Origin of the sequence: Delftia sp. 11MD (genome assembly GCF_050907895.1) — a bacterium.
Lineage (GTDB): Bacteria > Pseudomonadota > Gammaproteobacteria > Burkholderiales > Burkholderiaceae_C > Comamonas > Comamonas tsuruhatensis.
On the sequence record NZ_CP194333.1, the window covers coordinates 5,632,496 to 5,653,298 of the forward strand.

18 protein-coding genes are annotated in these 20,803 nt (G+C 67.7%); 3 read left to right on the forward strand and 15 right to left on the reverse strand.

All coding sequences use genetic code 11. The features are described from left to right. Positions 1-4 precede the first annotated feature (4 nt). The 15 genes from mraY to dapF form a co-directional block, all read right to left on the reverse strand. Positions 5-1,183: a phospho-N-acetylmuramoyl-pentapeptide-transferase gene (gene mraY, locus ACRSCF_RS25845; RefSeq protein ID WP_016448034.1), complete on the reverse strand. Its 1,179-nt coding sequence runs from the start codon at positions 1,181-1,183 to the stop codon at positions 5-7. After that, positions 1,174-2,589 carry a UDP-N-acetylmuramoyl-tripeptide--D-alanyl-D-alanine ligase gene (locus ACRSCF_RS25850; RefSeq protein ID WP_047217442.1) on the reverse strand — a complete coding sequence of 472 codons (1,416 nt, stop codon included), beginning with the start codon at positions 2,587-2,589 and terminating at the stop codon, positions 1,174-1,176. The genes mraY and ACRSCF_RS25850 overlap by 10 nt, the downstream gene beginning before the upstream one ends. After that, entirely contained in the window at positions 2,586-4,115 is a 1,530-nt protein-coding gene (locus ACRSCF_RS25855; protein WP_016453129.1) for a UDP-N-acetylmuramoyl-L-alanyl-D-glutamate--2,6-diaminopimelate ligase, read from the reverse strand. The genes ACRSCF_RS25850 and ACRSCF_RS25855 overlap by 4 nt, the downstream gene beginning before the upstream one ends. Further along, a complete protein-coding gene (locus ACRSCF_RS25860; RefSeq protein WP_013804112.1) occupies positions 4,112-5,860 on the reverse strand; it encodes a peptidoglycan D,D-transpeptidase FtsI family protein in 1,749 nt (582 codons plus the stop codon). Before ACRSCF_RS25860 ends, ACRSCF_RS25855 begins: the two co-directional genes overlap by 4 nt. Then, on the reverse strand, positions 5,857-6,141 hold the full coding sequence (gene ftsL, locus ACRSCF_RS25865) for a cell division protein FtsL (protein ID WP_012203393.1): 285 nt from the start codon (positions 6,139-6,141) through the stop codon (positions 5,857-5,859). Before ftsL ends, ACRSCF_RS25860 begins: the two co-directional genes overlap by 4 nt. Before the next feature lie 37 nt (positions 6,142-6,178). Next, positions 6,179-7,108, reverse strand: coding sequence for a 16S rRNA (cytosine(1402)-N(4))-methyltransferase RsmH (gene rsmH / locus ACRSCF_RS25870; RefSeq protein ID WP_034366292.1), 930 nt, complete (start codon positions 7,106-7,108; stop codon positions 6,179-6,181). Between the two features lie 15 nt (positions 7,109-7,123). Continuing rightward, entirely contained in the window at positions 7,124-7,552 is a 429-nt protein-coding gene (gene mraZ / locus ACRSCF_RS25875; RefSeq protein ID WP_026062826.1) for a division/cell wall cluster transcriptional repressor MraZ, read from the reverse strand. Positions 7,553-7,922: 370 nt separating this feature from the next. Next, positions 7,923-9,242 (reverse strand): ATP-dependent protease ATPase subunit HslU, encoded by a 1,320-nt coding sequence (hslU, locus tag ACRSCF_RS25880; protein ID WP_197065177.1) that lies wholly within the window; start codon positions 9,240-9,242, stop codon positions 7,923-7,925. Between the two features lie 105 nt (positions 9,243-9,347). Beyond that, positions 9,348-9,893, reverse strand: coding sequence for an ATP-dependent protease subunit HslV (gene hslV, locus ACRSCF_RS25885; protein ID WP_016448040.1), 546 nt, complete (start codon positions 9,891-9,893; stop codon positions 9,348-9,350). A gap of 69 nt (positions 9,894-9,962) precedes the next feature. Continuing rightward, entirely contained in the window at positions 9,963-11,747 is a 1,785-nt protein-coding gene (locus ACRSCF_RS25890; RefSeq protein WP_034366288.1) for an STAS domain-containing protein, read from the reverse strand. Positions 11,748-11,792: 45 nt separating this feature from the next. Continuing rightward, positions 11,793-12,287, reverse strand: coding sequence for an RNA polymerase-binding protein DksA (gene dksA, locus ACRSCF_RS25895; RefSeq protein ID WP_016448042.1), 495 nt, complete (start codon positions 12,285-12,287; stop codon positions 11,793-11,795). Between the two features lie 530 nt (positions 12,288-12,817). Next, the gene (locus ACRSCF_RS25900; protein WP_016448043.1) at positions 12,818-13,933 is read right to left on the reverse strand and encodes a CobW family GTP-binding protein; all 1,116 of its coding nucleotides are present in this window, start codon (positions 13,931-13,933) and stop codon (positions 12,818-12,820) included. A gap of 134 nt (positions 13,934-14,067) precedes the next feature. Then, complete coding sequence (locus ACRSCF_RS25905) at positions 14,068-15,156, reverse strand: tyrosine recombinase XerC (protein WP_212645042.1); 1,089 nt, start codon at positions 15,154-15,156, stop codon at positions 14,068-14,070. A 14-nt stretch (positions 15,157-15,170) separates the two neighbouring features. Then, complete coding sequence (locus ACRSCF_RS25910) at positions 15,171-15,884, reverse strand: DUF484 family protein (RefSeq protein WP_016448045.1); 714 nt, start codon at positions 15,882-15,884, stop codon at positions 15,171-15,173. After that, the gene (gene dapF, locus ACRSCF_RS25915; protein WP_034366282.1) at positions 15,881-16,741 is read right to left on the reverse strand and encodes a diaminopimelate epimerase; all 861 of its coding nucleotides are present in this window, start codon (positions 16,739-16,741) and stop codon (positions 15,881-15,883) included. The genes ACRSCF_RS25910 and dapF overlap by 4 nt, the downstream gene beginning before the upstream one ends. 127 nt (positions 16,742-16,868) lie before the next feature. On the opposite strand from dapF, the gene ACRSCF_RS25920 reads away from it, so the two are divergent. From ACRSCF_RS25920 to ACRSCF_RS25930, 3 genes are all read left to right on the forward strand, one after another. Continuing rightward, positions 16,869-18,539, forward strand: coding sequence for an MBL fold metallo-hydrolase (locus tag ACRSCF_RS25920; RefSeq protein ID WP_034366279.1), 1,671 nt, complete (start codon positions 16,869-16,871; stop codon positions 18,537-18,539). A 53-nt stretch (positions 18,540-18,592) separates the two neighbouring features. Then, the gene (locus ACRSCF_RS25925; protein ID WP_244387460.1) at positions 18,593-19,336 is read left to right on the forward strand and encodes a pseudouridine synthase; all 744 of its coding nucleotides are present in this window, start codon (positions 18,593-18,595) and stop codon (positions 19,334-19,336) included. Between the two features lie 95 nt (positions 19,337-19,431). Continuing rightward, positions 19,432-20,742, forward strand: coding sequence for a sigma-70 family RNA polymerase sigma factor (locus tag ACRSCF_RS25930; RefSeq protein ID WP_034366276.1), 1,311 nt, complete (start codon positions 19,432-19,434; stop codon positions 20,740-20,742). Positions 20,743-20,803: the final 61 nt, after the last annotated feature.

Genomic DNA, 20,803 nt, shown 5'->3' on the forward strand with positions numbered 1-20,803 from the left:
GGACTCACCTCAGCTTCAGCGTGGACAGGCCCAGCAGGCACAGCAGCATGGTGATGATCCAGAAGCGGATCACGACCTGGGTTTCCTTCCAGCCGCTCTTCTCGAAATGGTGGTGCAGCGGCGCCATCTTGAGCAGGCGACGGCCTTCGCCATAGCGCTTCTTGGTGAACTTGAACCAGGTGACCTGCAGCATCACCGACAGCGCCTCGACCACGAAGATGCCGCCCATGATGGCCAGCACGATTTCCTGGCGAACGATCACGGCGATGGTGCCCAGCGAAGCGCCCAGCGCCAGCGCGCCCACGTCGCCCATGAAGACCTGGGCCGGATGGGCGTTGAACCACAGAAAGGCCAGACCCGCTCCGGCCATGGCCGCGCAATACACCAGCAGCTCGCCCGAGCCCGGGATGTGCGGGAACAGCAGGTACTTGGCGTAGCCGGCATTGCCGGTGACGTAGGCAAAGATGCCCAGGGCCGAGCCCACCATGATCACGGGCATGATGGCCAGGCCGTCCAGGCCATCGGTCAGGTTCACCGCATTGCTGGCGCCCACGATGACCAGGTAGGTCATGACCACGAAGCCGAGCACGCCCAGCGGGTAGCTGACTTCCTTGAAGAAGGGAACAAGCAGGCCGGCCTTGGGGGGCAGGTCCAGCGAAAAGCCCGACTGCACCCAGGTCACGAACAGCTCGAAGACCTGGGCATTGGTGTTCTCCGAAATGCAGAACACCAGGTAGAGCGCGGCCAGCAGTCCGATGACGGACTGCCAGAAATATTTCTCGCCCGAGCGCATGCCCTCGGGGTCCTTGTTGACCACCTTGCGCCAGTCATCGACCCAGCCGATGGTGCCGAAGCCCAGAGTGACCAGCAGCACGATCCAGACGAAGCGGTTGGACAGGTCGAACCACAGCAGCGTGGACACGGCGATGGACAGCAGGATCAGCGCCCCGCCCATGGTGGGCGTGCCGCTCTTGGCCAGATGGGTTTCCATGCCGTAGCCGCGCACGGGCTGGCCGATCTTGAGCGAGGTCAGCATGCGGATCAGGCGCGGTCCGGCCAGCAGGCCGATGACCAGGGCCGTGAGCGCGGCCATCACGGCGCGCATCGTGAGGTACTGGAAGACGCGCAGAAAGCCGAACTCGGGGGACAGGCCCTGCAGCCATTGGGACAGCATCAGCAGCATGCGGCCTCCTTCTTGCAACCGTCATCCTTGCCGGCCGCCTCGACCGCCTGAACCACCTGCTCCATCTTCATGAACCTCGAACCCTTGACCAGAATGCTACCCACCTCGGGCAGCGCGGCACAGGCTGCCTGTTGCAGCGAGGCCATGTCTTCGAAATGCCGGGCACCTGCACCGAATGCGGTGGCGGCGGATGTGCTTTGCGCGCCCAGCGTGAACAGCCGGGCAATGCCCAGGCTGCGCGCCAGCGCGCCCGCCTCGGCATGGAATTGCGGCCCCTGGTCGCCGACCTCGCCCATGTCGCCCAGCACCAGCAGCTGGGGAGCGGGCAGTTCGCGCAGTACCTCGATGGCCGCGGCCACCGAATCGGGATTGGCGTTGTAGCTGTCGTCGATCACGGTGACCGGGCGACCTTGCACCGAAACGCTCAGCGCGCGCGAGCGGCCCTGCACGGGCTCGAACACGCTCAGGCCGCGTGCGATGTCGGCCAGCGGCACGCCGGCAGCCTGGGCGCAGGCCGCTGCGGCCAGCGCGTTGCGCACGTTGTGGCGGCCGGCGATGTGCAGGCGCACCGGCGCCTCGCCCTCGGGCGTGGCCAGGGTGAACTGCCAGGCATCGCCCAGCCACAGCGCGTCACGCGCGTGGATATGGGCGCCGTCGCCAGACTCGCCGAACAGCAGGCATTGGCGGGCGCCCGCCAGCTCACGCCACAGCGGCGTGTAGGTGTCGCCTGCGGGGAACACGGCCACGCCGTCGGCGGGCAGGGCCAGCAGCACGCTGCCGTTTTCGCGCGCCACGGCCTCGACCGTGTGCATGAATTCCTGGTGCTCGCGCTGGGCGTTGTTGACCAGGGCCACCGTGGGTTGGCCGATGGCGGCCAGCTCGGCAATCTCGCCGGGATGGTTCATGCCCATCTCCAGCACGGCCACGCGGTGCTGGCCGGTCATGCGCATCAGGCTCAGCGGCAGGCCGATGGAGTTGTTGAAGTTGCCGCGCGTGGCCAGCGCCGCCTCGCCCGCATGGGCACGCAGGATGGAGGCCACCATCTGCGTGACCGTGGTCTTGCCGTTGCTGCCGGTGACGGCGATCAGCGGCAGCGCAAAGCGCGCGCGCCAGGCCGTGGCCAGCGCGCCCAGGGCGGCCAGCGAATCGGGCACTTCGATGCCGGACAGGCCTGCAGCCTCCAGGCCGCCATGGGCCAGGGCTGCGGCGGCACCGGCCTCGCGGGCCTGGACCAGGAACTGGTTGGCATCGAAACGCTCGCCCTTCAAGGCGACGAACAGATCCCCGGCCTGCAGCGTGCGGGTGTCGGTGTGCACGCGCGTGAGCACGGTCTGGCCGTTGCCGACCAGCCGTGCCTGGGGGATATGCGACTGGATCAGCTCCAGCGCTTGTTGCAAGGTCATCATGACCGCTTCTTTCCTTCACGGGCCGCCAGCGCCTTGCGCGCCTCGGCCATGTCGGAGAACGGATGGCGCTGGCCTGCCGTCTCCTGGTAGTCCTCATGTCCCTTGCCGGCGATCAGCACCACGTCGCGTTCGCTGGCGTGCGCGATCGCCTGGGCGATGGCCGCCGCGCGATCGGCCTGGGACTGCAGGTTCTCGCCCGGCTGCATGCCGGCCAGGATCTGGTCGATGATGCGGTCGGGCACTTCGCTGCGCGGGTTGTCGCTGGTGACCAGCACGCAGTCGGCATTCTTCTGGGCGGCCTGCCCCATGAGCGGCCGCTTGGTGGCATCGCGGTCTCCACCGCAGCCGAACACGCACCACAGCCGGCCCTGGCGCTGCTCGGCGGCCGGGCGCAAGGCGCGCAGGGCCTTGTCCAGCGCGTCAGGCGTGTGGGCGTAGTCCACGGCCACCAGCGGCTGGCCGGGCTGGACGATCTGCTGCATGCGGCCGGGCACGGGCTCCAGGTGGGCGCAGGCAGCGACGGCCTGGTCCAGGCTCAGGCCCAGGCAGCGCAGCGCTGCCAGCACACCCAGCAGGTTGGATACGTTGTACTGGCCCACCATGCGCGTGTGCATGCGCAGGCTGTGGCCGGCCTCGATCACGGTGAAGCTCAGGCCCTCGGCGCCCAGCGCGATGTCCTTGGCCTGCAGGCGCGCCGCGCCCTCGATGGAAATGCTCCAGACATCGAGCGCGGCAGAGGATGGGCGCGACTGCAGCGTGGCCCACAGGCGCGCGCCGTGCGCGTCGTCCACATTGACGACGGCGGCCTGCAGGCCGGGCCAGTCGAACAGCGCGGCCTTGGCATCCCAGTAGGCCTGCATGCTGCCGTGGTAGTCGAGATGGTCCTGCGTGAAATTGGTGAACATCGCCACGCGGATGCGCGTGCCGTCCAGCCGGTGCTCGACGATGCCGATGGACGAGGCCTCGATGGCGCAGGCCGCCAGGCCCGCATCGGCGTACTCGCGGAATGCGCGCTGCAGCCGCACCGGGTCGGGCGTGGTCATTCCCGTGGATTCCAGGGCGGGCGGGATGCCCACGCCCAGCGTGCCCACCAGGGCGCAGCCGCTGCGTTCCTGCAGCTTCACCTGGGCCAGCGCATGCGCCAGCCACCAGGCCGTGGTGGTCTTTCCGTTGGTGCCGGTGACGGCCAGCACGTCGATCCGGGCGCTGGGATGCTGGAACCACTGGTCGGCGATCAGGCCCGTGGCGGCCTTGAGGCCGGGCAAGGCCGCGATGTGCTCGCCGGAAAAACCGAAGGGCTCGACGCCCTGCGCTTCGACCAGGCAGGCCACGGCGCCGCGCTCCAGGGCCGAGGCCACATGGGCGCGGCCATCGGTGGCCGCGCCGGGCCAGGCAATGAAGGCATCGCCGGGCCGGACCTTGCGACTGTCGGTCTGCAGCGTGCCGCTGCCTTGCAGGCGGGCGGCCAGCCATTGGACAGCCTCGGTGGCCGACGACAGCATCAGCAGGGCTTGGGAGGAACTCATAGCGAGGGCTCCTCCACGGGATTGGCGACGATCAAGGGCTTGACTTCCATATCGGGCTGCACGCCCATCAGGCGCAGCGTCTGCTGCACCACTTCGCTGAACACGGGTGCCGCCACGGTGCCGCCGTAGATGGTGCCGGCACTGGGCTCGTCCACCATCACGGCGACGATGATGCGCGGGTTCTCGATGGGCGCCATGCCCGTGAACCAGGCGCGGTACTTGCCGGCGGCATAGCCCTTGCCCTGCTGCTTGCGGGCCGTGCCCGACTTGCCGCCCACCGAGTAGCCGATGGTCTGGGCGCGCTGGCCCGTGCCGCCGGGGCCGGCCGCCAGGGCCAGCATCTTGCGCACCTCGTTGGCCGTGCGCGGAGAGAACACGGGCACGCCCACGGGCGGCTCGTCGGTCTTGACCATGGTGGCCGGGATCACGCGCCCGCCGTTGGCAAAGACGGTGTAGCTGCGCGTCATCTGCAGCAGGCTGGCGGACAGGCCGTAGCCATAGCCCATGGTGGCCTGCTCCACCGGCCTCCAGGTCTTGTAGGGACGCAGGCGACCGCTGGCGGCGCCGGGAAAGGAGATCTGCGGCTTCTGGCCGAAGCCCACGGCCGAGAAGGTTTCCCACATTTCCTTGGCCGGCATCTGCAGCGCGATCTTGGTCGTGCCCACGTTGCTGGACTTCTGGATCACGCCGGCCACGGTGAGCAGGCCGTAGTTGTGGGTGTCGGAAATCGTCGAGCCCGTGACGTTGACGCGGCCCGGCGTGGTGTCGATGGGCGTTTCCGGCTTGAAGCGGCCCGACTCCAGCGCCAGGCCGATGGTGATGGGCTTCATGGTCGAGCCGGGCTCGAAGGTGTCGGTGATGGCGCGGTTGCGCAGCTGCTCGCCCGTCAGGTTCTTGCGCTTGTCGGGCACGTAGCTGGGGTAGTTGGCCAGGGCCAGCAATTCGCCGGTGTGCGCATCCATGACCACCACGCTGCCCGCCTTGGCCTTGTGCGCGATGACCTGCTCCTTGAGCTTCTGGTAGGCGAAGTACTGGACCTTGCTGTCCACGGACAGCTGGATGTCGCGGCCGTCCTGCGGCGGCACTTCCTCGCCCACGCCCTCGACCACGCGGCCCAGGCGGTCCTTGATCACGCGGCGCGAGCCGGGCTTGCCACCCAGCTCCTTGTCGAAGGCCAGCTCCATGCCTTCCTGGCCATGGTCTTCCACATTGGTGAAGCCCACGATGTGGGCGGCCGATTCGCCTTCCGGGTACTGGCGCTTGTATTCCTTGCGCTGGTAGATGCCCTTGATGTTGAGGGCATGGATCTGCTGGCCCACGTCCCAGTCGAGCTGGCGCTTGATCCAGACGAAGGTCTTGTCCTCGTCGGCCAGCTTTTCCATCAGCGCGGGCAGCGGCATCTCCATGAGCGCGGCCAGCTGCTTGAGCTTGGCCTTGACCTCGGGGTCGTCCTGCTCGACATCTTCGGGAATGGCCCAGATGCTGGCGGCCGGCACGCTGGAGGCCAGGATCAGTCCATTGCGGTCCAGCAGGCGGCCGCGGTTGGCCGGCAGCTCCAACGTGCGCGCAAAGCGCACCTGGCCCTGGCGCTGGAAGAAGTCGTTGCCGAACACCTGCACATAGGCCGCGCGTGCACCCAGGCCGACAAAGCCCAGGCCCAGCATGGCCACGATCATCTTGCTGCGCCACAGGGGTGTCTTGGACGCCAGCAAGGGGCTGGAGGTGTAGAGCACGCTGCGCGTCATGGAGCCACTCCCGTGCGCGCATCGTCATTGACGTACTGGGCGATGGCCGGCGTGGCCGGCTTCATCTGCAGACGCTCGCGCGCCATGACCTCGATGCGCTGCGGCGTGGCCTGGGCGCGCTTTTCCACCTGCAGGCGCTGCTGCTCGGTGGCCAGGCGGCGCGATTCGGCCACGGCGCGGTCCAGTTCGGTGAACAGCCGGCGCGACTCGTACTGGTTGTGCACCAGGAAGATGGCGCTGGCCATCACCGCCAGCAGCAGCACGAGGTTCAGGCGCAGCATGCCACGCCCTCCTCTTGCGCCAGACGGTGCGTGCGCTTCATGCAGGCACCTCGGTGCGGCGGGCCACGCGCATCACGGCCGAGCGCGAACGCGCATTGGCGGCGACCTCGGCCTCGCTGGGCTTGATGCGGCCCAGGGCTTCAAGGCGCATGGGTGTGGGCGCGGCAAAGGGTGCGCGCCGGTCATAGACTTCCTTGGAATGCCTGGCAATGAACTGCTTGACGATGCGGTCTTCCAGCGAGTGGAAGCTGATCACCACCAGGCGCCCGCCCGGCGCGAGCACGCGCAGGCTGGCCTCTAGCGCCTGTTCGAGTTCTTCAAGCTCGGCATTGATGAAAATCCGAAGAGCCTGGAATGTGCGTGTCGCTGGGTTCTGCCCAGCCTCGCGGGTCCGGACCGCGCCAGCCACGAGCTCGGCAAGCTCCGCGGTATTGCGAAGGGGCCCCTGGCTTTCGCGCCGAGCAACAATCGCCTTTGCAATGGGGCCAGCAAACCGTTCTTCGCCGTAGTCACGTATCACCTCCGCAATCTGCTGGGCATCGGCTTCCGCCAGCCAGTCCGCCACGCTCTGACCGCGCGTGGTGTCCATGCGCATGTCCAGCGGACCCTCGAAGCGGAAGCTGAAGCCACGCTCGGGGTTGTCGATCTGGGGAGAGCTCACCCCCAGGTCCATCAGCACGCCCTGCACGCTGCCGGCCGGCAACTCGCCCAGGTGGCGAAACCCTTCGTGCCGAATCGAAAAACGCGCATCGGTGATGCGCGCTGCCTCTTCGATCGCGTCCGGGTCCTTGTCGAACGCCAGCAAGGTCCCGCCCGGCCCTAGCCGCTGGAGGATGCGCCGGGAATGCCCGCCTCGCCCGAACGTCGCGTCCACCCATTGCCCGGCAACGGGCTGCGCGGCGCCGCCCAGCAGCGCATCGACGGCCTCGTCGAGCAAAACGGTGATGTGTTGCAACGGCTGATTCAAGAGAACGCCTCTTTCCTAGAAAGCAAAATCCTGGAAGGCCGCAGGCATCTCTTCCTGCATGGCCTTCGCTTCATGTGCCTCATAAGTGGCCTTGTCCCACAGCTCGAAATGGTTGCCCATGCCCAGCAGCACGACCTCCTTGGTCAGACCCACGGCGTCGCGCAACTCGGGCGACACCAGCACACGGCCGGTGGCATCCATGTCCACGTCCATGGCGTTGCCCAGGAAGATGCGCTTCCACCACTGCGCCGACATGGGCAGCTGCGCGATCCGCTCGCGGAACTGCAGCCACTCCGTGCGCGGGAACAGCATCAGGCAACCATGGGGGTGTTTGGTGAGGGTGACCTGGCCCTGCGCCATGGCCAAGAGGGCGTCACGATGCCGGGTCGGCACAGACAGCCGCCCCTTGCCATCGAGATTCAGCGAGGACGCCCCTTGAAACACGGTCAGTCACCCCGGTCGGTTGGAGCCATCGCGTCCCGGAAATCGGGGCACAAAGGCAACTTTCACCACTTAATTGCACTTTTTTGCACTGTAGCAGCAATTTGGTGTTTCACAACCCGGGAATGGACAATTATTTGCAATGAAATCAACAACTTAGAGATCGAATGCAATGTGAGTGATGACAAAAAACCGAGACTTTACAAGCACTTAGGGGAGTGATTGCAAGTGAACTCTCAATCCCGGCAGGCAATTGCAACGATTCAATTCGCTGGCGACGGGGTGCAACTCGGGCCGGCCTCCTACAAAAAGTGACTGCCCGGCAATGCGGGCAGTCACTTCGATGGCGGCCGCTCGGCCGCCGGGGCAGGCTTCAGAGGATGAAGCGAGACAGGTCTTCGTCCTGGCTCAGGGACTGCAGGCGCTGGTCCACGTAGGCCGCGTCGATGGTGACGGTCTGCCCCGAAAGCTTGGCCGCATCGAAGCTGACCTCGTCCAGCAGCCGCTCCAGCACGGTGGACAGGCGGCGCGCGCCGATGTTTTCGGTGCGCTCGTTGACCTCGAAGGCGATGCCGGCCAGCCGGGTGATGCCTTCGGGCGTGAACTCCAGCGTGACGCCTTCGGTGGCCAGCAGCGCCTGGTACTGCTTGACCAGGGAGGCATGGGTCTGGGTGAGGATGGCTTCGAAGTCCTGGACCGACAGCGACTCCAGCTCCACGCGGATCGGAAAGCGGCCCTGCAGCTCGGGGATGAGGTCGCTGGGCTTGGACAGGTGAAAGGCGCCCGAGGCGATGAACAGGATGTGGTCGGTCTTGACCACGCCGTACTTGGTGGAGACGCTGGTGCCCTCGACCAGGGGCAGCAGGTCGCGCTGCACGCCCTGGCGCGAGATGTCGGAGCCGCTGCTTTCCTGGCGCGTGGCGACCTTGTCGATCTCGTCGATGAAGACGATGCCGTTTTGCTCCGCATTGGCAATGGCGCGCGTGCGCACGTCTTCCTCGTTGACGAGCTTGGCCGCTTCCTCGTCGGTCAGCAGCTTCATGGCCTCGGCAATGCGCAGCTTGCGCGTCTTGCGCTTTTCCTGGCCCATGTGGCTGAACATGCCGCGCAGCTGCTCGGCCATCTCCTCCATGCCCTGCGGGCCCATGATCTGCACCTGAGGCGGCGCGTCGGCCACGTCGATATCGATTTCCTTGTCGTCGAGCTGGCCTTCGCGCAGCTTCTTGCGGAAAACCTGGCGGGCCGTGCTGTCGGCAGCCACCTCGCCGCTGCGGGCCTGGGGCACGAGCACGTCGAGGATGCGGTCCTCTGCAGCGTCTTCGGCGCGCAGGCGCAGCTTCTTCATGTCGGCCTCGCGCGTCTGCTTGACGGCGACCTCGGCCAGATCGCGGATGATGGCATCCACGTCCTTGCCCACGTAGCCCACTTCGGTGAACTTGGTGGCCTCGACCTTGATGAAGGGCGCATCGGCCAGCCGCGCCAGGCGGCGCGCGATCTCGGTCTTGCCCACGCCGGTGGGGCCGATCATGAGGATGTTCTTGGGCGTGATCTCCTGGCGCAGGCCGTCGGCCACGTTCTGGCGGCGCCAGCGGTTGCGCAGCGCGATGGCCACGGCGCGCTTGGCGCCAGCCTGGCCGACGATGTGGCGGTCCAGTTCGGAGACGATCTCCTGGGGGGTCATGGCAGAGGACATGGTGTGTATTCGAAGCATTGCGCCGCCAGCCCCGCTTCCGTTACCTGGCCGCTGGCGGCTATCCGTTTCAATGGCCGGGCGAGAACCGCCCGCGCCGCGAGGGTCTCAGAGCGTCTCGACCGTGTGATGCATGTTGGTGTAGATGCACAGCTCGCCGGCAATCGCCAGCGACTTGCGCACGATCTCCTCCGCCGACAGCTCGGTGTTGGTCAGCAGCGCCTTGGCCGCCGAGTGCGCGTAGGCGCCACCCGATCCGATGGCCACGATGCCCTGCTCGGGCTCCAGCACATCGCCGTTGCCGGTGATGATCAGCGAGGCCGATGCATCGGCCACGGCCAGCATGGCCTCCAGCCGGCGCAGCACGCGGTCGGTGCGCCAGTCCTTGGTCAGCTCGATGGCCGCGCGCGTCAGATGGCCCTGGTGCTTTTCCAGCTTGGCCTCGAAGCGCTCGAACAGCGTGAAGGCGTCGGCCGTGGCGCCGGCAAAGCCGGCCAGCACCTTGCCGTGGTAGAGCTTGCGCACCTTGCGCGCCGTACCCTTGACGACGATGTTGCCCAATGTGACCTGGCCATCGCCACCGATGGCGACCTGCACGCCTTCGGGGGTCTGCCGGCGCACGCTGATGATGGTGGTGCCGTGATACTGTTCCATAGCGGTGCCAGATGAGGGCGGCTCCCGCCTTCTCAAGAGCCCCTCCAAAGAATGCCGCCGCTCGGCAGGTCAGTCCCGTCTCGGCGTTACCTGCGCATGCTCCTGGATGCCGATCACATTGAAGAATACGGCCACCAGCTGGTGCAGCTGGCCGAACTGCAGCACATGGCCCAGCGACTGCATATGGGCCGCCCAGTTGAGCACGGAGCCGGCCGCCGCAAAGTCCATGCGCACCAGCTGGGTGCAGTCGATGAACACCGGCTCGCCCAGGCTGGCGCCTTCCTGCACCGGGTCCAGCCAGGTGGAGGCATCGCCTTCGATGGTGCCGGACAGCGCAAATCGCACGGTATCCGCCGGGGCGGCAGCGCCCGGCTGCACAGGGGCTTGTGCACCGCCGGACTCGACGGCTTGCGTCAGGCACTGGCAGACCGGGTCCACCCATGCAGGTGGCGAGACTTCGTAGGTCACGCAGTAGTCCAGGGCCACCAGCTCGAAATCATCCTGCCGGTTCATCAGGCGCAGCACGGCCATGCGCAGGCGCCACCACAGCGTATCCACAGCGGAGTCGCCCGAGGGAGCCAGCGCGCCCAGCAGCGCCTGCAGCCGGTCCGCGTTGAGCAGCACGAATACGCCCTGGGAATCGGCCCATTGCTGAAGCAGCGCCTCCAAGGCGGTGGCTGCCGCCTCGTCGATGTGGGTCACGGCAGCCCAGTCCAGGGTCCAGGGACCGGCGGCCTTGGCCTGGGAGGCCTTCAGCGCCGTGACGGCGCTGGGCGTGACCTGGGCGGGAGCGCTCCAGCGCCAGCCGCGCCCTGCCGCTGCGCCGGGAAGGGGCGCCATCGCGGCGGTGCGCTGCTGCGGCATCGCGAACCACTGGGGAGCGGAGCGGCCGAAGCGCGCCGCGAATTCAATGCCGGCCTTGTCGAACTGCAGCGGGCGATCGGCCGCGCGGTACAGGTCCAGCAAGGCCAGCCAGACCGGCAGCTGCGCAGGCACATCGCGCCGCTCGATCAGCTCCAGCATGCCCTGCTCGGCGCCGTCCACGTCGCCATTGGCAAAGAGGATGGCCGGCTCTTCGAGGTCGGGATCGTGCTCGAACACCACGAAGGATGGCGGCACCATGTCCATGGGCTGCGGGGCAGAGACCTCGGTGGCCGCGAAGGCGGGCAGGAAATCGGTCGCCCCCTCCAATGGCCGCAGGGGGCGGGCCATGGGCATGGAATCCATGAGGGGAGCCGTGGAGACGGACGGCACCTGCGGCGCAGGTGCCAGGCTCATGGGCAAGGTGGTGGCAAAGGCCGCCACATCGCCGGCCGAGGCGATGGCCGCAGGCACCACGTCGCTGAGCATGGGGATCTGGCCCGGCGGCGGCTGCTTGCGAAACGACGCCGGCGCGGGGTTGCCGCCAGCGGGCAGCGCCATGGGAATGGTGGTTGCATCGGCCGCCTGCTTGCCCCGCCACCATTGCTGGGACATCTGGGCCTCGATCTCGTCGATCTTCTTGAGCGTGACGGCGCGCTCGCCGGAGGATTTGGAGCTCAGCAGGCTGCTGAGGAATTGCGAGCCCTGCGCAGCCGGTCCGGGCACGCCGACACCGACAGATGCGCTGCCCGGCCGGGAGGCCTGTTGCAACTCGGCCTGGCGCAGGCGGCGCAGCTGGTCGAATTCGCGCTTGCGTACGAAGTCGTTGCGGCGCTTGCGCTCGATCATTTCCTTGAGCGCCTGCTTGCTGTACTGGCTCTCCTGGTCAGCGTCGAGGCCGTCGAGATCGGACCAATTGACCGTCGGGTGGCGCACAAAGCGCACCACCTTGGACAACAACCCTCCCGATTTGCTGCTCTCTTCTTTTGCCATGGCGAATCAGATTAGCACCACCGTTCCGAAGGCCGTTGCCGCAACTCAATCTCCGTACATCTTCTGCTTGAGCTCGCGTCGCTGCTGGGCCTCCAGCGACAGCGTGGCCGTGGGACGGGCCAGCAGGCGGCCCACGCCGATGGGCTCGCCGGTTTCGTCGCAGTAGCCGTAGTCGCCTGCGTCGATGCGTGCAATGGATTGCTCGATCTTCTTGAGCAGCTTGCGCTCGCGGTCGCGGGTGCGCAGTTCCAGCGCGTGCTCTTCCTCGATGGTGGCGCGGTCGGCCGGATCGGGAACCACCACGGTGTCCTCGCGCAGGTTTTCTGCCGTCTCGCCCGCGTTGGTGTGCATGTCGTGCTTGAGAGTGAGCAGCTTCAGGCGGAAGAACGCCATCTGCTTCTCATTCATGTAGTCGTCATCGGACATGGCCAGCACTTCGGCATCCGTCAGCTCCTCCGCCGACTTGGTCTTCCAGGCATTGGCCAGCTTGGGGTCTCGTTTCGTCGATCCCGACGAAGGCGTTTGCGTAGTGGTAGGCATAGTGTTGGTTTCGCTAACTTAGTCCGAGCCGGGGGCATCGGACGGGGCCATGGATGGTACTGTCAATCGAGGCGCCCGGGTCGAATGCCATGTAGGACAGCCGATCGCCGCAGTTGCGGAACCTGCCGGCTTCCCCTTGCGGCGGGGTGCGGCAATCCAGGCCGTGCGGCGGCCGTGCGTGCAAAGAGCCCTTTTCCAGCCGGCGCGGGAGGCCAGGTCGACGACGCCGACCGCAGTGCGGACCGCGGCCTTCTGGCTTGCAGCCGGGGCCTGGGCGGCCACTGACGGCTTCTTGCTGGATTCGGCGCTCACTTGCTGTCTCCTCACGGTATGGGCGACCCCTGCGGGGCAGTCCATTGGGCTTGGGGGCTCTCTTCAGGGGCGCGATTGTATCGATGCTCTACAGGAGCGCAAGCCGTTGCACATACCCCACATGAAAGCAGAGGAACCGCCTGCAGATGCGGGCGGCTCCTGCGTCAATCAGATGTCAGCAAAAACCATGTAATTCCTCACAAAAGTTCACAGACGGCTCAGACCAGGCACTGCTCCAGGCCCTGCAGGAAGATGTCCTGGGGCAGGTCGATGCCGATGAAGACCATCTTGCTCTGGCGCTTTTCGTCTTCGGCCCATTGCGGTCCCAGGTCGCTGCCCATGAGCTGGTGCACCCCCTGGAAGATGACCTTGCGCTCCGTGCCCTGCATGTTCAGCACGCCCTTGTAGCGCAGCATGCGCGGGCCATAGATGTTGACGATGGCGCCCAGGAAGTCCTCCAGGCGGGCAGGGTCAAACGCCCGGTCGGCACGGTAGACGAAGCTCTTGACGTCGTCATCGTGGTGATGGTGGTGAGGATGATTGCAGTGTTCGCCGTGCTCGTGATCATGGGCGTGGCTGTGGGCGTGGTCGTGCCCGCAGTTCTCGTCATGCTCGTGGTCATGGCTGCAGTGCTCGCCATGCTCGTGCTTGTGATCATGGCCGTGGTCGTGATCGTCTTCCTTGAGGAAGTCGGGATCGATGTCCAGCTTGGCATTGAGGTTGAAGCCACGCAGGTCGAAGACTTCGTTCAGGGGCACTTCGCCGAAATGCACGGCGCGGATGGGCGCGCGCGGATTCATGTGCTTGAGGCGGTGGATGAGCGCGTTCTTCTCGTCCTCGCTGACCAGATCGGTCTTGGACAGGAAGAGCTGGTCGGCAAAGCCGACCTGGCGGCGCGCTTCCTGGCGGTCGTCCAGCTGCTGGTTGGCGTGCTTGGCGTCGACCAGGGTCAGGATGGAGTCGATGAGATAGGTCTCGGCGATCTCGTCGTCCATGAAGAAGGTCTGGGCGACGGGGCCGGGATCGGCCAGGCCCGTGGTCTCGATCACGATGCGGTCGAACTCCACCAGGCCCTTGCGGCGCTTGGAGGCCAGCAGCTGCAGGGTCTCGCGCAGGTCTTCGCGGATGGTGCAGCAGATGCAGCCGTTACTCATCTGCAGGATCTGCTCCTTGGACTCCGTCTTGAGAATGTCGGTGTCGATGTTTTCCTCGCCGAACTCGTTCTCGATCACGGCGATCTTCATGCCGTGGGACTCGCTGAGCACGCGCTTGAGCAGCGTGGTCTTGCCCGAGCCCAGGAAGCCGGTAAGGATGGTGACGGGAATCAGTGCCATGGGATTGCTTTCAGAAAATTCAGCAAAGGGAAGCGGCAAGGCCCGTCCACCATGGACGGGCCTTGTCGAAAAGACGTTCCGAATAAGTTTAGCGAGCCTGTCAAGTGCTGTTTTGCCAGAGGGCTTGGCCTTTTTTATTCGAGGTTGTCCTTTTCAGGGGTTTCGCCGATTTCGCCGACTTGCCTGCTGTCGCCGCTCTTGCGGCGCGCGCGCGGGTGGGCGCTCTCGTAGGCCTGGGCCAGATGCTGGAAATCCAGGCGCGTGTAAATCTGCGTGGTCGAGATGCTGGCGTGGCCCAGCAGCTCCTGCACGGCGCGCAAATCGCCACTGGACTGCAGCATGTGGCTGGCGAACGAATGCCGCAGCACATGGGGATGGACACCGGCCGAAAGGCCGGCCTGCTGCCCGCGCTGGCGCAGCCGCGCCCAGACCGACTGCGCGCCAAGGCGCTCGCCGCGCCGGCCGATGAAAAGGGCGGGTTCGTGTTGCGCAGCCTGCGCGGCCGCACCCGCAAGACCCGTTTCCCGAAGGGCCACCCAGCGCTGCAGCGCCTGCAGCGCGGCCGCTCCCACGGGCACGGTGCGGCGCTTGCCGCCCTTGCCCTGCACGTGGGCGTCGGCGGACTGCAGGTCTATCCAGCCACGGCCCTGGCGCTGCGTGTCCTGGCCGGGCGCCACGTCCAGGCCCACCAGCTCGCCCACGCGCAGGCCGCAGCTGTAGAGCAGTTCGGTGATGGCGGCGTCGCGCGCCTCGATCCAGGGGTCGGCGTCGGCGTTGCTGAAGGCGGCCAGCTGCACGGCGTCATCCACGCCCAATGCCTTGGGCAGGGGTTTGGGGGCCTTGGGGCCGCGCACGCCCTCCACAGGATTGAAAGGCACCAGCGACTGCTGGGCCGCCCAGCGGAAGAAGCTGCGCCAGCCGGACAGGATGAGCGCAATGCCGCGCGGGCTGCGGCCCCGGGAATGCATCCGGGCCACGAAGCGGCGGATATGGGCGGGCTGCAGCGCCAGCAGTTCCAGGCCGGCGTCGCGGGCCATGGCGCACAGCCGGCCCATGTCCAGCGCATAGAGCTCGCAGGTGCGGTCGGCCAGGCGCTTTTGCACGCGCACATGCTCCAGATAGGCATGGACGGCGGAGGGGAGCAGCGCCAGGTCCTCTGCCTCCAGATCCTCTGCCGGAAGGCCGCCTTCCGGGAGCCCGTCCCTGTCCGATGCCCCCGGCATGGGCTTTCAGCCGATCAGCCGCGCGCCAGGGTCAGCGCCACGGGCCGCATGCGCGAGAGGGCCGCGCTGGCCAGGGCCGCGATGCGCGAGAGGAATTCCGTGCCCATGGTGGCCTCGAAGCGCAACGGATCGGGCGAGCCCAGGACCAGCATGCCGAAGGCATGGGCCGGGTTGCCGGGGTCGCCATCGTGCAGGGTGAGCAGGGCCAGGGACTGGGCCGCGTCGGGATCGACCAGCCAGCCGCCGGGCTCGAAGCCCATGTTGGGGCCGCAAAACGGCATGGTCAGCGAGGCAGCGAAGGACTTGGCATCGTCGCTGACGCCCATGGTGTAGATGCTGCTGGTCTGCGCGCCGGAGACGTTCCACAGGCGCAGGGCCACCTGGGGCACCTCGAAGACATGCTGCAGGCTGGCCGTCAGCGCATGGGGCAGTTCGCGCAGGTCCTGGACCTTGGCCAGGGCGCAGCTCCAGGCGTGCAGCTTGTCGGCGATGGAGGCGTTCTCGCTGCTGTGCCGCATCATGTCCATGATGCGGTGCTCCAGGCCCTTGATCTTCTCGCGCAGCATCTCGGCCTGGCGTTCCTGCAGGCTGACGGTGCGCGGGCTGTGGCTGCTGACCAGCTGCACGCGCGCGAGCATCTCGGCGTGGCGCTCGAAGAATTCCGGATGGTTCAGCAGGTAGTCGGCAATCGTCTCTTCGGTGACGGCGATATCGGTAGTGCTGTTCATGGCTGGTCGGGAACCTCGATCTGTCCTTCAAAAACAAACTCTGCGGGGCCGGTCATGCGCACTGCGCCGCCGTCCCACTCGATGGTCAGCCGGCCACCGCGGGTGCGCACATCGACGCGCGCGTCGAGCAGCCCCCAGCGGATGCCGGCCACCACGGCCGCGCAGGCGCCCGTGCCGCAGGCCAGCGTCTCGCCGGCACCGCGCTCGTACACACGCAGCCGGATCTGGCCGCGATCGACGATCTGCATGAATCCCGCATTGACGCGCTGGGGAAAGCGCGCATGGCGCTCGATCAGCGGGCCCCAGGTGGCCACGGGCGCATGGTCCACATCGTCCACCAGCTGCACCGCATGCGGGTTGCCCATGGAAACGGGGGCGATCCAGACCGTGGCCTCGTCGCCCAGCTGCAGGGGCCATTGCTGCGCCGCACCCAGCGGGCGGGGAACCAGGCCTGCACCATCGAAGGGCACCAGGGCGGGCTCCAGCACGGGCTGGCCCATGTCCACGGTGACGCGGCCATCGGCATGCAGCTCGGGGGCGATGAGGCCGGCCAGCGTCTGCACGCGGATGACGGACTTGTCCGTCAGGCCCTTGTCGTGCACATAGCGGGCAAAGCAGCGCGCACCGTTGCCGCACTGCTCGACCTCGCCGCCGTCGGCGTTGTGGATCACGTATTCGAAGTCGATGCCTTCGGCGGGCGAGGGCCGCACCGTGAGGATCTGGTCGGCGCCCACGCCGAATTGGCGGTGGGCCAGAAAGCGGTACTGGGCTGCGCTCAGGCCCAGCGGGCCGGCGGTTTCGTCAAGGACCACGAAATCGTTGCCAGCGCCCTGCATCTTGGTAAAGCGGATCTGCATCCCGCGATTATCCCCTGCACGGCAGCCTCATGGCGCAATCCGGGGCATGCCCTGGCGCAGAGCGCCATCCAGCTGCCTGCGTCTCCGGCGCAACAGCACGATGCAGGTCCATCCGCATAATGCCCCCATGACCCGCCCCAGCCAGCTCCTGCACCCCCAGCGCCAGCCCGTAGACACGCTCAAGGCCTCCACCGTTTTGCTGATGCGCGACCGCGCCGATGGCAGCGGACTGGAAGTGCTCATGACAAGGCGCTCGCCCAAGGCCAGCTTCGTGCCCAGCGCCTATGTCTTCCCGGGCGGCGGCATCGAGGCCCAGGACTCTGCCGACGCCGCCCATGCCTGCGCCAGCACCCGCCCCGCCCAGGCCGGCGACCGCCTGCGCGTCACCCAGGCCATCGCCGGCCTGCGCGAGACTTTCGAGGAGCTCGGCATTTTGCTGGCCCACGATGCCCAGGGCCGACCGGTATCGGCCGCCGAGCTGGCCACGCTGGACCGCAATGCGCCCCTGGTTCCCCAGTGCGAGGCACGCGGCCTGCGCCTGGCCGTGGATGCGCTGTGGTACCTGGCCCACTGGACGGCCGACCGCGACCTGCCCCGGCGCTTCGATGTGCCCTTCTTCGTGGCGCGCATGCCCGAAGGCCAGGAGCCTGACGCCGACGGATCGGAACAGTTCGAGCCCATCTGGGTGAGCCCCCAGCAAGCGCTGGAGCGCCACCGCGCCGGCAGCTTTCCCATGATCTTTCCCACCATCCGCACGCTGGACCGGCTCAGCCGCTTCGCGGGCACCGATGCCGTGTTCGCCGCCCTGCAAGGCGAGCGGCCGCTGTGGCAGTGCTGCCCGCGCACCGGCTTTCTCGATGGCAAGGAAGCCCGCCACATGGAGGACGAGGCCCCCTTCGGCGAGCTGGAAATGGTCTGCCCGGACGGCCAGATCCTGCACACGCTGGACTGGCAGAGCGAGCGCGCCGTGCCCCTGCGCAAGAACCTGCTGCGCCTGACGGCCCCCAACCCCGGTGTGATGACCGGCCCCGGCACCAACAGCTATCTGGTGGGCGATGCCGCCACGGGCTACATCTGCATCGATCCCGGCCCGGCCGACGCCGCGCATGTGCAGCGCCTGTTCGAGGCGGCCGGCGGCGACATACGCCACATCCTGTGCACCCACTCCCACGCCGACCATTCGCCGGGCGCAGCCCTGCTGCAGGCGCTGGCGGTGCAGGCCGGCAAGCCACGCCCGGCCATCGGCGGCCTGCCTTCGGCACCCACGGCCCGGCCGGCCAGCCGCTTCACGCCAGACCACGTGCTGGCAGATGGCCAGCGCATCGCCGTGCAGGATGCGCAAGGCACCGTCACCCACACGCTGCAGGCCGTGTTCACGCCGGGCCATGCGGCCAACCACGTGTGCTTTCTGCTGGAGGAAGATGCCCTGCTGTTCAGCGGCGACCACATCCTCAACGGCAGCACCACCATCATCGATCCGCCCGACGGCAACATGCGCGAGTACATCGATTCGCTGGACAGGCTGGACGCGCTGTGCGCCGCGCACGATGCGCGCTTCATCCTGCCGGCCCATGGCTATGTGCTGGGCTTTGCGCGCCAGGCGATCGCCAAGCTGAAGGCCCACCGGCTGGCGCGCGAGGCCAAGGTGCTGGCCGCCATGCAAAGACAGCCCGACGGCAGCGTGCAGGACTGGGTGCGCCTGGCCTATGACGACGCCCCGCCGCAGCTGTGGCCGATTGCCGAGCGCTCGCTGCTGGCGCATGTGGAGCGCATCCGTGCGCTGTGCGGGCGGCAATGACCGGCAATGACCGACGACGCGCGCGGGGCCTGGTATCTGGTTAAGCTGCGCGCATGTCTGAATCTGAAAGCGTTCGCCTGGCCAAGCGCCTGGCCGAACAGGAACAATGCTCGCGCCGCGAGGCCGAGCTGCATATCACCGCCGGCAACGTCCAGGTGGACGGCAAGGTCGTGCAACTGCCCGAGACGCGCGTGCGCCCCGAGCAGCAGGTCACGCTGCGCAGCGGCGCCCAGCCCGAGGCCGTGCCGCCCGTCACCCTGCTGATGAACAAGCCCGCGGGCTATACCCAGGGCCGGCCCTATGGCCGGGTGCGCAGCGCCCACTCCCTGCTGGGCGAAGCCAGCATGGCCCAGGTGGACACGCCCATGCCGCTGCTGGTGCTGGCCCAGCACTTCAAGAACCTGGAATCCTTCCTGCCCCTGCCGCTGCCTGCCAGCGGCCTCATCGTCTACACCCAGGACAAGCGCGTGGCGCGCAAGCTGGGCGAGGAAGGCATGTGGCTGGAGCAGGAATGCATCGTCGGCGTCGAGGGCCAGATCCACGAGGACGGCCTGGAGCTGATGAAGGCCGGCCTGCCGATCGGCAAGCGCCAGCTGCCGCCCTGCCCCGTGAGCTGGCAGAACGAGAACCACCTGCGCTTTGCGCTCAAGGGCATCGCGCCCGACGAGATCGACGCCATGTGCACCGAAGTGGGCCTGCGCGTGGTCAGCCTGCGCCGCCTGCGCATTGGCCGCCTCTCTCTGGCCAAGGTGCCCGAAGGCCAGTGGCGCTACCTGATGCCCTGGGAGCGGTTCTAGGCCGGCATTGCCGGGTGCGCGGCGGGCAGCACATTCGGCAAATGAGAATCATTTCATAGAATGCGGGATTCCCGTGCTGCCTTCGGGCCTCCCGCATGCCTGCACCCGCCTCTTCCTCCTCTTCCCTGCTGAGCACCTTCCAGGACAGCTACCACGAGCTGGTGCGCTTCGTGGCGCGCCGCGCCGGCCCGCAGGCTGCGCGTGACCTGGTGCATGACGCCTGGATACGCCTGGCCGAACGCCAGCGCGGCGAAAGCGATGCGCCCGCCGCGCCGGACAGTCCGCCAGGCGCCAGCCGCGCCTATCTCTACGCGGTGATGGAGAACATCGCCATCGACCACCTGCGCCATGGCCAGCGCACGGCCGAGCGCTTTGACACCAGCGCGAGGGAAGGCGAGCCGCCCTCCCCCCTCAGCCCCGATGTGGCCGACACCCATTCCTACCGCCAGGCCCTGGCCGGGGTCGAAGGCGCCCTGGCGCAGTTGCCGGCGCGCTGCCGCGACATCTTCCTGGCCGACCGCATCGAGGGCGCCTCGCATGCCGAGCTGGCCGAGCGCCACGGCGTCTCGGTCAAAACCGTGGAACGCGAAGTCATGCGCGCCATGGACAGCGTGGAAGCCTCGCTGCGCCGCTGGCGCGGAGACATCGCCGCACCCGCACCACGCACGGGCCGCCGCCGCGCCCTGTCCACCCTGCTGGGGATGGCGGGCCTGGGTGTCGGCAGCCCGGCGATCTGGCTGGCCTGGCGCCAGTGGATGCCGCAGTACCAGGTGCGGCTGGCCACGGCCACCGGCCGCCTGCTGAACCAGCCCCTGCCCGACGGCAGCAGCTTGACGCTGGACGCCGCCAGCCGTGCCGAGGTGGACTTCTACGCCACGCGCCGCCAGGTGCGGCTGCTGGCCGGCAGCGCCTTCTTCGCCGTGGCGCGCGACACGGAACGGCCCTTCGTGGTCCAGGCGGCGGACGTACAGGTCAGCGTGCTGGGCACGCGCTTCGAGGTGGCGCTGGAGGACGATGCGGTGCTGGTCGCCGTCGATGCGGGCCGCGTGCAGGTGCGCGACGGCAGCGGCGCCCGGCATGCACTGGGCGCAGGCCAGATGCTGCGCCTGGCGCCAGGCCAGACGGCCGCCGTGCAAACGGTTGCGGCAGTGGCCGCCTGGCGCGAGGGCTGGCTGGACTTCCAGAACACGCCGCTGGCCGAGGTTGCCCGCCGCCTGGAGCGCTACAGCCTGCAGCCACTGCGCGTGGAGCCCGACGCCGCCGCCCTGCCCGTGCTGGGGCGCGTGCGCATTGCGGCGGCCCAGGGCTGGCTGCGCATGCTGCCGCGCACCCTGCCGGTCAGCGTGCAGGAAGAGGAACAGGGCCCGGGAACCGGGCGCACCCTGGTCATCCGCCGCCGCAGCTGATGCGCCCATAGCCCCGGAATGCACGTCGCATGCGCACCAGGCATGAGGGAATGCCTGCGCC

What these genes read in the sequence shown, in the direction of transcription:
- mraY (WP_016448034.1), bottom strand. Translation starts at nt 1,183, where the DNA reads ATGCTGCTGATGCTGTCCCAATGGCTGCAGGGCCTGTCCCCCGAGTTC.
- ACRSCF_RS25850 (WP_047217442.1), bottom strand. Translation starts at nt 2,589, where the DNA reads ATGATGACCTTGCAACAAGCGCTGGAGCTGATCCAGTCGCATATCCCC.
- ACRSCF_RS25855 (WP_016453129.1), bottom strand. Translation starts at nt 4,115, where the DNA reads ATGAGTTCCTCCCAAGCCCTGCTGATGCTGTCGTCGGCCACCGAGGCT.
- ACRSCF_RS25860 (WP_013804112.1), bottom strand. Translation starts at nt 5,860, where the DNA reads ATGACGCGCAGCGTGCTCTACACCTCCAGCCCCTTGCTGGCGTCCAAG.
- ftsL (WP_012203393.1), bottom strand. Translation starts at nt 6,141, where the DNA reads ATGCTGCGCCTGAACCTCGTGCTGCTGCTGGCGGTGATGGCCAGCGCC.
- hslU (WP_197065177.1), bottom strand. Translation starts at nt 9,242, where the DNA reads ATGTCCTCTGCCATGACCCCCCAGGAGATCGTCTCCGAACTGGACCGC.
- hslV (WP_016448040.1), bottom strand. Translation starts at nt 9,893, where the DNA reads ATGGAACAGTATCACGGCACCACCATCATCAGCGTGCGCCGGCAGACC.
- ACRSCF_RS25890 (WP_034366288.1), bottom strand. Translation starts at nt 11,747, where the DNA reads ATGGCAAAAGAAGAGAGCAGCAAATCGGGAGGGTTGTTGTCCAAGGTG.
- dksA (WP_016448042.1), bottom strand. Translation starts at nt 12,287, where the DNA reads ATGCCTACCACTACGCAAACGCCTTCGTCGGGATCGACGAAACGAGAC.
- ACRSCF_RS25900 (WP_016448043.1), bottom strand. Translation starts at nt 13,933, where the DNA reads ATGGCACTGATTCCCGTCACCATCCTTACCGGCTTCCTGGGCTCGGGC.
- ACRSCF_RS25905 (WP_212645042.1), bottom strand. Translation starts at nt 15,156, where the DNA reads ATGCCGGGGGCATCGGACAGGGACGGGCTCCCGGAAGGCGGCCTTCCG.
- ACRSCF_RS25910 (WP_016448045.1), bottom strand. Translation starts at nt 15,884, where the DNA reads ATGAACAGCACTACCGATATCGCCGTCACCGAAGAGACGATTGCCGAC.
- dapF (WP_034366282.1), bottom strand. Translation starts at nt 16,741, where the DNA reads ATGCAGATCCGCTTTACCAAGATGCAGGGCGCTGGCAACGATTTCGTG.
- ACRSCF_RS25920 (WP_034366279.1), top strand. Translation starts at nt 16,869, where the DNA reads ATGACCCGCCCCAGCCAGCTCCTGCACCCCCAGCGCCAGCCCGTAGAC.
- ACRSCF_RS25925 (WP_244387460.1), top strand. Translation starts at nt 18,593, where the DNA reads ATGTCTGAATCTGAAAGCGTTCGCCTGGCCAAGCGCCTGGCCGAACAG.
- ACRSCF_RS25930 (WP_034366276.1), top strand. Translation starts at nt 19,432, where the DNA reads ATGCCTGCACCCGCCTCTTCCTCCTCTTCCCTGCTGAGCACCTTCCAG.